The organism is Roseovarius tolerans (assembly GCF_900109855.1).
Taxonomy (GTDB): domain Bacteria; phylum Pseudomonadota; class Alphaproteobacteria; order Rhodobacterales; family Rhodobacteraceae; genus Roseovarius; species Roseovarius tolerans.
Window position 1 is genome coordinate 51388 of the sequence record NZ_FOBO01000013.1, and the last position, 12448, is coordinate 63835.

10 protein-coding genes are annotated in these 12448 nt (G+C 66.1%); 3 read left to right on the forward strand and 7 right to left on the reverse strand.

The genetic code is table 11. The features are described from left to right. Nucleotides 1-174 precede the first annotated feature (174 nt). Nucleotides 175-1395: a pyridoxal phosphate-dependent aminotransferase gene (locus BMX04_RS13190; protein ID WP_074787232.1), complete on the reverse strand. Its 1221-nt coding sequence runs from the start codon at nt 1393-1395 to the stop codon at nt 175-177. A 163-nt stretch (nt 1396-1558) separates the two neighbouring features. On the opposite strand from BMX04_RS13190, the gene BMX04_RS13195 reads away from it, so the two are divergent. Both BMX04_RS13195 and BMX04_RS13200 read left to right on the forward strand, forming a co-directional pair. Beyond that, complete coding sequence (locus tag BMX04_RS13195) at nt 1559-2446, forward strand: LysR family transcriptional regulator (protein WP_074787234.1); 888 nt, start codon at nt 1559-1561, stop codon at nt 2444-2446. Between the two features lie 123 nt (nt 2447-2569). After that, the gene (locus tag BMX04_RS13200) at nt 2570-3433 is read left to right on the forward strand and encodes a DUF2189 domain-containing protein (RefSeq protein ID WP_074787236.1); all 864 of its coding nucleotides are present in this window, start codon (nt 2570-2572) and stop codon (nt 3431-3433) included. A gap of 271 nt (nt 3434-3704) precedes the next feature. Here the strand turns inward: BMX04_RS13200 and BMX04_RS13205 are convergent, their stop codons facing one another. The 3 genes from BMX04_RS13205 to BMX04_RS13215 form a co-directional block, all read right to left on the reverse strand. After that, nucleotides 3705-5798, reverse strand: a complete 2094-nt coding sequence (locus BMX04_RS13205; protein WP_083398185.1) for a capsular polysaccharide biosynthesis protein — start codon at nt 5796-5798, stop codon at nt 3705-3707. Beyond that, complete coding sequence (locus BMX04_RS13210) at nt 5708-6856, reverse strand: polysaccharide biosynthesis/export family protein (RefSeq protein ID WP_082237502.1); 1149 nt, start codon at nt 6854-6856, stop codon at nt 5708-5710. Before BMX04_RS13210 ends, BMX04_RS13205 begins: the two co-directional genes overlap by 91 nt. A 98-nt stretch (nt 6857-6954) precedes the next feature. Beyond that, complete coding sequence (locus BMX04_RS13215) at nt 6955-8247, reverse strand: capsule biosynthesis protein (RefSeq protein WP_074787240.1); 1293 nt, start codon at nt 8245-8247, stop codon at nt 6955-6957. Nucleotides 8248-8384: 137 nt separating this feature from the next. Here BMX04_RS13215 and BMX04_RS13220 point away from each other — a divergent pair, with 137 nt between their 5' ends. After that, nucleotides 8385-8972: a riboflavin synthase gene (locus BMX04_RS13220; RefSeq protein ID WP_074787242.1), complete on the forward strand. Its 588-nt coding sequence runs from the start codon at nt 8385-8387 to the stop codon at nt 8970-8972. Between the two features lie 115 nt (nt 8973-9087). Here the strand turns inward: BMX04_RS13220 and mltG are convergent, their stop codons facing one another. The 3 genes from mltG to BMX04_RS13235 form a co-directional block, all read right to left on the reverse strand. Beyond that, entirely contained in the window at nt 9088-10248 is a 1161-nt protein-coding gene (mltG, locus tag BMX04_RS13225; protein ID WP_050662239.1) for an endolytic transglycosylase MltG, read from the reverse strand. Then, nucleotides 10248-11507, reverse strand: a complete 1260-nt coding sequence (gene fabF, locus BMX04_RS13230; protein ID WP_074787324.1) for a beta-ketoacyl-ACP synthase II — start codon at nt 11505-11507, stop codon at nt 10248-10250. Before fabF ends, mltG begins: the two co-directional genes overlap by 1 nt. A gap of 123 nt (nt 11508-11630) precedes the next feature. After that, entirely contained in the window at nt 11631-12374 is a 744-nt protein-coding gene (locus BMX04_RS13235; RefSeq protein WP_050662237.1) for a 1-(5-phosphoribosyl)-5-[(5-phosphoribosylamino)methylideneamino]imidazole-4-carboxamide isomerase, read from the reverse strand. Nucleotides 12375-12448: the final 74 nt, after the last annotated feature.

The following is a 12448-nucleotide window of genomic DNA, read 5'->3' on the forward strand; positions in this document are numbered from 1 at the left end:
AGTCATTGGACACGGCTTGGGCTATGAAATGCGCCAAGAGGGCCCAAACTGTCAACGCAACCTCCCCCGCTCTCGGGCATCCTGCCGGAGATGTGACGTCAAAACCACACCCCCGTTGCACAGGCCCTGAATGCTCGATGTGCAGCGAATAAAGCGCGCCGCGCCATCCTTTTGTTATGAAACGATTTGGCCCGCGCGCGATGCCGCCCCGGCCGTTTGCCCCGAAAGCGGCGCGGCATGCGCCACGATTCTCTCTATTGCGTGGTCGAATTGCGACTCGGGCACCGTCAGCGCGACCCTGACCCAGCCGTCCAGCGTGGCCCCGAACGACGCCCCCGGCATCACCGCCACGCCGGTCCGCTCAAGCAGGTCGAAGGCGTAATCCGTGCCGCTCATTCCGGTGGCCGAGACGTCGATCATCGCGAACATCCCCGCCTCGGGGCGATTCACCCGCAACCCGGTTGCCCGCTCCAGCCGGTCCGCCAGCCGCGCCGCGCGTGCCGCGAATCGCGCCCGCATGCCAGGAGCCACCTCCGATCCGGCGCGGATCGCCTCTTCGGTCATGTCCGCCAGAAACGGCTGATTCCCGAACAGCATCACCTCCGAGAGCGGCAGCAGCGCCTCGGTGAAGGCCTCCGGCCCGACGCACCAGCCGCTGCGAAACCCCGGCGCGGCGTGGCTCTTGGAAATCGACGAAACCGCGATCACCCGATCCGCCAGATCGGGGTCGGCAAGCGGAGAGGTGAAGTGCGCGCCGTCGAACACCATTTCCTCATAGACCTCGTCAGAGATGATCCACAGGTCATGCGCCCGCGCGACCGCACCAATTGCGGCGATATCCCCGGCGGTCAGAATCGCGCCGGTGGGGTTGTGCGGGGTGGTCAGCAGAAGCGCCCGCGATTTCGGCGTGACCCGCGCGGCCAGATCCTCCGCCGCCATGCGAAAGCCGCGTTCGGGGCGCAGCGGCACGGGCACCATCGTGGCCCCGGTCGAGCGAATGACGCCTTCGTAGGTTGCATACATCGGATCGCCCACCAGCACCTCGTCGCCCGCCTCGGCCAGCGCGCACATCACGGCATAGAGCGCGGTCTGCGTGCCGGGAAAGCACATCACCTGATCGGGGCCAAAGGTACGGCCCCGCGTCGCGGAATACCGCTCGGCCAACGCGCGGCGTAGCCCGATCTCGCCGCGCCCGTCGGAATAGCCGGTGCGCCCGGCGCGCATCGCGCGGGTCGCGGCCTCGGTCAGGCTGTCGGGCGCGGGCACATCCGGCTCGCCGATTGTCAGGCGGATGACGTCGCGCCCCGCCGCCGCCATTTCCGCGGCGCGGAAATGCAACGCCCATTTCGCCCCGCCCTGCCCCGCAAGCCGCTCCGTGACCGTCGAAAACCGCATGGCTTGCCCCTTTTTCCTATCGTCTGCGCCGCGGGCAACTTGGCGCGCGCCATCCCCCGCCGCAAGCCGAAAGACCGGCGCGCACGGGCATGGACTTTCGTGCGCGCAGGGCACAGACTTCAACCAGAATGACGCTACCCCCGCGAAATCAAGGCAGGTTGAAATGTCCATCAAGATCGAGATGCTCCGCTGCTTTCGCACCGTGGCCGACCATGGCAGCCTCGCCGAGGCCGCCGCCGTGCTCGGGCGCACGCCCTCGGCGGTGTCGATGATGCTCAAGCAGTTCGAGGATCATATCGGCGCGCCGCTCTTCGAGACCGCGCGCAAATCGCGCCTCACCCCGCTTGGCGATCTGGTCCTGCACGAGGCCGGGCGCGGGCTGTCGCATTTCGACCGGACGCTGGCGGCCATCGAGGGACTGTCGCGCGCCGAGCGCGGCCATGTGCGACTCGCGGTCACACCCTCGGCGGCACAGGTGATCATGCCGCCGGTGCTGGAGCGGTTCCTGCGCGAGCGCCCCGGCGTGCGGATCGACCTCACCGACAGCGATTCCGCCACCGTGCAGCAGGAACTCATGGCCGAACGCGCCGATATCGGGCTGGCCAGCCTGCCGCCGATGCCGGGGCTGGAGCGTGATCTGCTGCTGACCGACGCGTTCGGTCTGGTCTGCCGCGCCGACGACCCGCTGGTCGAAACATGGCCCGCAGAGGGCTGGACCGCACTCGGGGGCGCACCGTTCATCGCCAACGGGCTCTGCCAGTATATTTCCGACCCCGACTTTGCGCCGGTCCTCTCCGCCGCGCCGCTGATGGTGCGCAACACCGCCTCGATCCTGAGCCTGGTGCGGGCGGGCGTCGGCGTGACGGTGCTGCCGGAACTCACCGTGCTGCCGGGCTATCGCGATCTGGCCTTTCTGCCCCTGCCGGGCCCGGGCGCAAGGCGCGAATTGTGGATGGCGACACAGCCCGCGCAGCTGATGACCCCCGCCGCCCTTGTGCTGGCCGAGGCGATCCGCAACGCCCATCCCGCCACCGCGCGCCGCGACGCCTGACAGGTTGTAGCCGGATTGTGAACTGGCCGTGGGGCACATGCGTGCTACATTGTCGCATAGAAGGGTGCGACGGGGTCGGGCCCCTCCCGGCCCGCGCGCGCCGCGATGAAAGGGAGGCCAAGCATGACACGAACCATCGGAAACCCCCTCAGCTGGATGGCGGATGCCGCCTTTGGCGCGGGCCGACACGCCGGTGCAGCCACTGACGCGCTGCGCGGCACGGTCAGCGCCCCACCGCAGGTGCGTCGCCTTACCCTCGAAGATCTGAAATCTGCCCTGCGCAAGGGGCTGGACGATTTCACATCGCTGCGCAGCGACGTCATCTTCCTGATCGCGATCTACCCGATTCTCGGAATCGCACTGTCGCTGGTTGCCTTTCACATGGCGCGCCTGCCGATGCTCTTTCCACTGGCGGCCGGGTTCACGCTATTGGGGCCGATGGTCGCCACCGGCCTCTACGAGATGAGCCGCCAGCGCGAGGCGACCGGACAGGCCGGCTGGGGCGCGGCATTTTCGGTGATGACCGCCCCGGTGATCGTGCCGGTGCTGGTCCTGGGGATGGTGCTGATGGGCATCTTCATCGCCTGGATGTTCGCCGCGAGCGTGATCTACAACGCCACGCTCGGGCCGCAGCCGCCTGCCTCGGTCGGCGGCTTTCTCGGCGATGTGCTGACCACCGCACCGGGCTGGACGATGATGGTGCTGGGCGTGGGCGTGGGGTTCGTGTTTGCCGGGGCGGTGCTGGTGCTCAGCATGATCTCGTTTCCGATGCTGATCGACCGGCGCGCCGGTGTCACGGTGGCCGTGCTTACCTCGGTGAAGGTGGCGCGGGAAAACCCGCGCATCGTGGCTATCTGGGGGCTTCTGGTGGCCGTGGTGATGGTGCTCGGCACCCTGCCCGCCTTTCTGGGCCTGGTGATCGTGCTGCCGGTTCTGGGCCATGCGACCTGGCATCTCTATCGCGCGGCGGTGCCGGGAGAGGCGTGACGCAAGAGGGTCTACCGAGGTTGAGAATGGGCTGAAGCGGACATGGCACCCCGCCAAAAGGTGCCGCGTGATCGCAGGGCCGGGGACTGGCGAAGCAACGGTCGTGGTGGGTGCTTTATCCCAGCCAAGTCATTCTGAACTCAACACGTTGCGCGCCCTATCAAATCGCCAGGCCGCGGGACGGCCCGGCGATCGCGCGGCACCTTCGGTGCGTTTCGCGCGGGTGGTGCGAAGGTCAGCTCAAGACCAATAGCCCCCCTCTTTGAGCCATCTACCGCCACCAATGCGCGTGGGTCGCAAGCGCTCCCTGCAGCTTGGCCAGCAGGCGGTTGCCGCGCCCACCACGCGACAGCGGACCATGCGCGAGGCGCTCGACCACGATCTCGACCGGGCAGGCGCTGCCTGTCACGGGGTCGAAATAGCGTGGATAGTCGATCAACGTCGCATGCACCAAACCCACCAGCGAGAGCCGCGCCCGGCGGCGTGGTGGCACGCGGCCCAAATCGCGTGTCAGGCCCCACCCCGCGTAGAACGGCGCACCAGTCGTGGTCACCGCCACGCCGCGCAAAAGCGCCTCGAACCCCAGAAGCGAGGTCATCGTCCAGACCTCCTGCACCGCGCACAAAAGCGCCGCAGGATCACAGTCGGTTATGGTCATGTCCGCCAACCCCTCCGCCTCCATCGCACCGGGGCGCAGACCGGCCTCGACATCCGGGTGCGGCTTATAGAGGATCACCGCGTCCGGATTTTCGGCGCGCACCTTTTGCAAAAGCGCGAAGTTGCTGCGCACGTCGCCCGCCCCCAAGCGGATCGAGGCGTCGTCCTCCACCTGACCCGGCACCAGGATACGATGCCCCGGCGGCAGGTCGGGCGCGGCGGCCCCGAGGTTATACTTGCTCAGCCCGTCGCGGATCAGCGCCTTGATCAGCGCTTCGGCGCGCAGCGCCTGATCGGGGCGCAGAACCGCACGTTCCGTGATCAGCCGTTCAAGGCGGCTCTCGCGCGACGGATCGTAGTAGATCCCAAGATCATCCAGCACCAGCGACAGGGGCGGCACCAGATCGGCCCCCAGCCCGCGCGAGCGCAGAAAGCCGTCCTCGACGCGCACCGCGCCCTCGGGCCCCGCCTGCGAGGCCCAGACCATCGCGGGGCGATCCGCCCGTGCGGGTTTATCAAAGCTCAACCGCCTGTGTCGGCCGAAAAATCGCTGCAACGGCGCGCGTTTCCAGAGGCGCATGCCATACGCGTCCCAGCCGTGGCGATCCTCGCGCCAGGCGCGGGTCTCTGCGGCCAGCGCCTCAATCGCCGTCTCGGCCTCGCATAAGCGGTCACGGTGCGGATCATACCAGGTGGGATAGAGCAGCATCGTCCCGGCGAAGAGTTGCGCCTTGCTGAGGCTGCGGCCCCGGCGCGACAAGGCGTGAGGGTGGCGGTCCTCGGTCAGGCCCCAGCCGGCGTAGAGCGGCTGGCCAAAGACCTGCGGGCGGTGCCCCGCATAGATCGCCTCGAACCCCAGCTGCGAAGTCACGCAATAGACAGCGATAGCCCCCTCCATCAGCGCCCATGGGCTGACCGGATCGGTGAAAAGCCGCACCCTGTCGCTCTCATCGGCGGTCGAGAAATAGCCGCCGCGATGGCCCTGCGATGTCTCGGGATGGGTCTTGATCAGGATGCGCGCACCGGGGTTTTCCTCCTGCGCCCAATAGAGCATTTCGCGAAACGTGTTGGCATCCGCGCCACCATGGATGACCGAGGCGTCGCCCCGCGTCTGGTCGATCACCAGCACGTAGCCCGGATCAGGACAGGACAGCGCCGGATCAATGCCGGTATATTTCGACAGATGCGCCTCTTGCATCCGGGCGATACCGCCGCGCGCGCGGTCCAGCAGCGCGGTGTCGTCAAAGGGATGCGTCGCGAGGATATGTTCCAGATCCGATGGCCCGCTCGCATCGAAATAGATGCCCCGGCTATCGATCACCAACCCCATAGGCGGACTGCCCGCACGCCCTGGAAAAAGCGAGCGCAGGAACGCATCCTCGATACGCAAGAGCCCGGCGCCGGTGCGCGCGGCCATCGCTTCGCCCCGCGCGGCATAGGGGCTGCGCCCCCAGACCGCGATCAGGTCATCCGATGTCGGCACCCCGAGGCGCAGGTCATACCCGGCCAATGCCAGAATGCGCCGCACCCGCGCCTGTCGCAGAAACCCCGCGTTGAAATAGAAAACCCGCCGGGAGGAGTGTTCCCCCCCGGCGGGTCGATGCGCGTGTGACTGCGTCAAAAGTCCCCTGAGAGGGTGCTGGATGCCGTCGAGACAGAGCCGATCGCCCCCAGCGTCCCGGTCAGCGCGGCAATGACCTTGGACCATTGCGTGAACGGTGCCTCGGTCACATAGATCGTATCGTCGTCGCGGACCGCGAAATCCCGGGCCATGAACATGCCGTTGGGCTTGGTCAGGTCGAGCACGTAGACCAGACGCTGCGCGCCCACCAGATCATCGCGTCCAAGCACCTGGTTCGCGATCTCCGCCGGTTCGTTGCGCAAGACGAACAGCCCGCGCGGATCGGCCGCCGATGTGGTCAGGCCACCGACCTGTGCAATCGCTTCGAGCGCGCTCAGCGTCTGGGTGTCGAACGTGACGCGCGCCTGCGTGCCGGTGGCGCCCAGCGCGGTATAGGACCGGGTATCGGATTCCACGAGAATGCGATCACCGCCGCGCAGGGCGATGTCGAAATCCGGATGCTTGAACAGATCCTGGAACCAGACCTTGGAGCGCTGATCGCCACGAATGACGGTGATCTGCGCCACTTCCGGTTCAATCGCGATGCCGCCCGCCGCCGCGATCATCGCCGATAGCGTGCGCGTCGGGGCCTCGATCGGATAGACGCCCTGCCCACCGACCGCACCGCTGATCGCCACGGTCGAGCCGTTGCCCGCCAGACGGCGCACCTCGACCTGCGGATCGGGGGTCTGCTGATCGAGTTTTTCGGTGATCACCCGGCGCACGCCTTCGGGCGTATTGCCCGCCGCACGAATGCGGCCCGCATAGGGAACGAAGATAAAGCCGGACCCATCGACCTGCACCTCTTCGAGGATGGTCTGGTTCGACGTCTCGCCCGCCAGGAGCCCGTCATCGACGTTCTCCCAGATCGTCAGGCCAAGCGTGTCGCCGGGGCTGATCGTGTCCGACCCCAGAAGGCCTGCATTCTTGAACGCGTCGGTAAAGCCGAGCGCGGGCTGCACGGCGGTGGCCCGCGTCACCCGGTCATTGACCGATACGACAAAGGCATCGCCCTGCCGCTGCACCGAACCGGCGTAGATTTCTCGCTTGTTGGGGCCCACGCGGGGCAACGCGCATCCGGCCAGGATCAAGACGATCGCCAGTAGCGCGACGGGCTTCGCCCATCGGGTATGTCGGGATATCACTGCTCGGTCTCCTCGACCTGTTATTGTTCTGCCTCAGTTCTTTTTTTGCCAAGTTACCGGAGTTGCATCCCAAAATCCAGCTTTTGTGTGCCCCTGCGTCAGGGGACCAGCCGCAACTGTTGCCGTGGTGCCGCGGTGCCCCGGCTGAGCGCGTCATAGGGATCATCCGGGGCAAGCATCATGTCGACCACCTGCCGCAGCACCTGCCTGCGCCCGCGCGAGGAATAAAACCCGCCCGCGATCTGGCTGGTTTCCAACAGGAACCGGCGGTAATCTGCATAGGCGCTCCGGTCCGGACGCTCTGCCCCGGCGAAGAAATCGCGCAGCGGCTTGGTCGAGACGAATTGCGGCTTGGCATAGACCGCCTGCCCGAAGGTGCGCAACGGAATGCCTCGCCAGAGCACCTGTTGTGCGGCGGTGGAATTGACCGTGACAGCCGAGCGGGCCTCGTCCAGCAGCCGCGCCAGCTTGCCGCCACGCAGGTAATGCACGCGGCCCTGCAGCCCTTGCAGCCGGATCAGACGGCGCAGCGTGGCGCGAATGGGGGCACGCCCGTCCTCCAGCGGATGCGCCTTGATCACCAGATGATGATGCGGCGGCGCACCCCGTGCAAAGCCGTCGATCACCGCCTCGAGAAATTCAGAGACCGTGGAGAATGGCGAATGCGCCTGGAACGACGCGTCATGCTCCAGTTGCAACAACACGACGTGATAGGGAAAGCCGCCGGTGCGGACGCGCCGCGTGGTGATGCGTCGCTCGATTGCCTGCACCGGCATCAAGAGCAGCCGCTTGAGATAAAGCGAGAATTCCTGTCCCACGCTGAGGCCGCGATGCGGGCGAAATCCGCGATACCGCTGGTTCAGGAACAGCACGCAGCCATGATAAAGCGCACCGTAAAAGATGTGCTGACGCATGTCTCCCCAGCTTGCCGGGGGCATGGCAGCGTCCATGTCGGACTGCGCCAGCGCCGCGCGCATCTCGGGCACACTCATCTCCATCAGGCGTGAATTGCCGTTGGTGCCGCCACGCTCATAGGTCACCCAGTAGGGGCGCATGTAGCCTTCCTCGAAAACATGCACCGTCACCCCCGCCGCACGCGCGATCTCGACCGCCTGCGCATGGATCGGGCGGGTGTCGCCATAAAGCACGATATCGGTGATGGATTTTTCCGCGATCAGACTGCGCAGCGTCTCGGGCCAGTCCTCGGCCCGCCCGCGATAGGCGATATAACGCGTCGCGTCGCGCCAGAACATGCCGTCGCCCGCATTGAAGCCGACGCGCCAGACATCGACGCCCGCGCGTCGCAGCATCTCACCTAGCCGGTGAAAGAACGGCCCGTGCGGCCCCTGAAGAAACAGGAACGCGCGGCCTGTGCCGGTCAGCCCTGACATCGTCTACGCAGCCCCTCACGTTGATTTTCGCCTTGATAGCCTGAAATCCTGGCGAAAATAAGCCCCGTTTGACGGCGCGGCTTGTCTTGGCCGCGGTGCGAGGCTAGGTCCGGAGCACAGCAGAGGGAGAGCCGCACATGTTCACAGGGATCATCACCGATATGGGCCGTATCCGTGCCATCGAGCAGCGCGGCGACATGCGCGCGCGGATCAGCACAGGCTACGACACCGCGAAGATCGAGATCGGTGCCTCGATCGCCTGTGATGGCGTATGCCTGACGGTGGTCGGTCTGGGGCCTGACTGGTTCGACGTGGATATCTCCGCCGAGACGGTGTCGAAGACCAACCTCTCCACCTGGGCCGAGGCCAAGCGCGTCAATCTCGAGCGCGCGCTCAAGGTCGGTGACGAGTTGGGCGGGCATATCGTGTCGGGACATGTCGACGGGCTCGCCGAGGTGGTGGACCTGCGCGACGAGGGCGACAGCACCCGCGTCACCCTGCGCGCGCCCGAAGACCTCGCGAGGTTCATCGCGGCCAAGGGATCCGTGGCGCTGAATGGCACGTCGCTTACCGTGAACGAGGTCGCGGGCCGCGAGTTCGGCATCAATTTCATCCCGCATACCAAGCAAGTTACGACATGGGGCGACGTCGCCGTGGGCGACCGGGTCAATCTGGAGATCGACACGTTGGCGCGCTATGTCGCCCGGCTGGCCGAGGCGGGATAAGCGCGGACTGAACGGGCATTTGGGGCCTGTTGCTGCCGTTGCCGTGAGCCGCGCGAAACGCACCGAAGGTGCTATGTCCGCTGAAGGCCAAAATTACCCTCGCTCACCGTCCGGTTCAGTTCCCGGCCCGCTCCGCCTCGATTTCGCGCCAGCGCGCGACGTTGCGGTTATGCTCGGCCAGCGTTTCAGCAAAGGCATGCCCGCCGCTGCCATCGGCCACGAAGAATACGTAATCCGTGCTGTCGGGATCGACCGCCGCCTCGATGCTCGCGCGGCCGGGATTGGCGATTGGCGTGGGCGGCAGCCCCTCGATCACATAGGTGTTCCACGGCGTCGCCCCGCGCAATTCGCTCTGACGCAATCCGCGCCCCAGCACGCCGCGCCCCTCGGTGATGCCGTAGATCACCGTCGGGTCGGTTTGCAGGCGCATGCCGCGCTCCAGCCGGTTGACGAAGACGCTCGCCACCTGACGCCGCTCCTCGGCAACACCAGTCTCTTTTTCGATGATCGAGGCGAGGATCAGTGCCTCCTCGGCGCTGTCGAGCGGCAGCCCCTCGGCACGGCCCTCCCAAGCGGCGGCAAGGATAACGGCCTGTGCCTCGGCCATGCGGGTGAGCACGCTTTCGCGGCTATCGCCTGCGCGCACCTCATAGCTGTTTGGCGCGAGCCTGCCCTCGGCGGGCACCTCCTCCACGTCGCCTTCCAGCACGTCGACGACTTTCAGCCCTTCGACCACCTGCCAACTGGTGATCCCCTCGGCAAAGGCGATGCGATAGCGTGTGTCGGCCTGATCGCGCACCCGTTCGAATATCGCGGGCGCGCTGACCTCCTCAGCCATCGGATCAAAGGCAGCACGCTCCTCGTAGCGCCCCGTGGCGGTATCCAGTTCGCGCACCACGACCTCTGCCGATGTCACGCCGATCCGGTAAACCACCTCGGTGCCACAACTGCTGGCCCCGCCCCGGGTGATGATGTCGGTGATATCCGACATGCTGGCCCCCTGCGGAATAAGCCAGCTCCCGGCCTTCAGATCACTGGATTTCTCGGCATAATCCGCGCCGATGCGAAAGATCGCGCCGCTGGTGACCGCGCCCTCGCTTTCCAGCTTGCGCGACACGATGCGCATGTTGCTGCCCGGCTCCACTCGCAGGCAGATCGGATCACCATGCGGACCTTGGGCTGTGTACTGGCTTTGCCCCCAGAGGATCACCCCCCCCAGCAGGAACACCACCACCACCAGAAGCGTCAGGAAGTTCGAGGCGATATGACGCCACATCAGCGCGGCTTCCCAAGCACCAGCGCGGCATTGGTGCCGCCAAAGCCGAAGCTGTTCGACAACGCCACGTCGATCTTGCGCTCGCGCTTGGCATTGGGCGCAAGATCGAGCGGCGTTTCGACTGCGGGGTTGTCGAGATTGATCGTCGGCGGGGCCACCTGATCGCGGATCGCGAGGATCGAGAAAATCGCCTCGACCGCGCCAGCCGCCCCCAGCAGATGACCAACCGAGGACTTTGTCGAACTCATCGTGGCCTTGCCCGCCGCATCGCCCAACAGGGTCTCCACGGCTTTCAGTTCGATCGTGTCGGCCATGGTCGAAGTGCCATGTGCGTTTATGTAATCGATATCCGACGGCTCCATGCCGGCATTGCGCAGCGCCGACCGCATCGCCCGCAGCCCGCCATCGCCATCCTCGGATGGAGCGGTGATGTGATAGGCATCGCCCGACAGCCCGTACCCCAGCACCTCGGCATAGATCTTGGCGCCGCGTGCCTTGGCATGCTCGTATTCCTCGAGCACCACAACGCCCGCGCCTTCGCCCATGACGAACCCGTCGCGCTCCACGTCATAGGGGCGGCTGGCACCTTGCGGGTCATCGGCACGCTTGGTCGAGAGCGCCTTGCAGGCATTGAATCCGGCAATCCCGATCTCGCAGATCGAGGCCTCGGCCCCGCCAGCGACCATGACGTCGGCATCTCCGAACATGATCAGCCGTGCCGCGTCACCAATCGCATGCGCACCCGTCGCGCAGGCGGTCACCACCGAATGGTTCGGGCCCTTGAAGCCGTAGCGGATGCTCACCTGCCCGCTGATCAGGTTGATCAGCGCACCAGGGATGAAGAACGGCGACACGCGGCGCACGCCCTTGTCACGAATGATATTCGCGGTCTCCTCGATCGAGCGCAGACCGCCGATGCCTGAGCCCATCATCACGCCCGTGCGTTCGAGGCTTTCGGCATCGTCGGGCATCCAGCCCGCGTCCTCGACCGCCTGTTGCGCGGCGGCCAGTCCGAACAGGATGAAATGGTCCACCTTGCGGCGTTCCTTGGGCTCCATGTAGTGGTCGGGGTCGAACGTGCCGTCACTGCCATCGCCATAGGGCACTTCGCATGCGTATTTCGTGATCACGTTCACCGGATCGAATCGAGTGATCGTTCCGGCCCCGGACTGCCCGTCCAGAAGTCTGCTCCAGCTTTTTTCGACCCCATCGGCCAATGGGGTCACCAGACCCAGACCCGTGACAACGACACGCCGCATCATGCTGCCCTTTCTCGTTCGTTCGTTCGCCGCTCTTACCCCGGGTTGACCCCAAGGGGCAAGAGCGGCGAGGGCTGCGCGCAAGCGTCTGCCGGTTTCAAACCTCGCACATGCGCTTCCGGGTTACTGGAATTCGGCGGTCGGTTCCGGTGCCGGGCGCGCCACGGCCAGCGCCTCGGACAGATCAACGTCTTTCGACAACAGCGCCCGGCCGATCAGGGCACCCGCAATATTGGGGATGTAGCGCAGGCGCGCCACGTCATCGACGCTGCGCACCGTGCCGCGCGCCATGACCTGCTGACGGGTCTTGGCCGCAAGGCCGGAGATGACCCCGAGGCTGCCGTCGCTGTCCTCGATATCGGCGTCGATGTCGGTGATGATGATTCCCGCCAAGGGCACACCGTCGAAGGCGCGGATGAAATCATCGGCCCCGAACGCACTGGTCGAGCGCCAACCATCGCTCATCAGCTGACCCTGATAGACATCGACCGCAACGACGATCTGGTCGGGGTGATACTTGGCCAGTTCCTTGACGCCCTCGGGGTCCTGAATGGCCATCGTGCCCAGCACGATCCGGCCGGCACCCTTGTCGATCCAGCGGCTCGCCGCCTCGCGCGACCGGAACCCGCCGCCCAATTGCACTGGGATGCCCACGGCGCGGATGATCTCCTCGATCAGCGCCGCATCATCGCCCTCGCCACGCAGACCGTTCATGTCGGTGAGATGCATCCATTCGGCCCCGGCCTGTACGAATCCGCGCGCGGTCTCGACCGGATCGACATGCCAGATCACCGGCTCGTCGAGCCGACCGCGCGTGAGGCTCACGCATTTGCCATTGAGAATTTCCAGAGTCGGATAGAGGATCATCGTCAGGCCCCTTGTCAGGTAAAGCCCCCGGCGGATGTGCCGGGACGGGCCATTCCTGCACGCGCTTGCGGGCA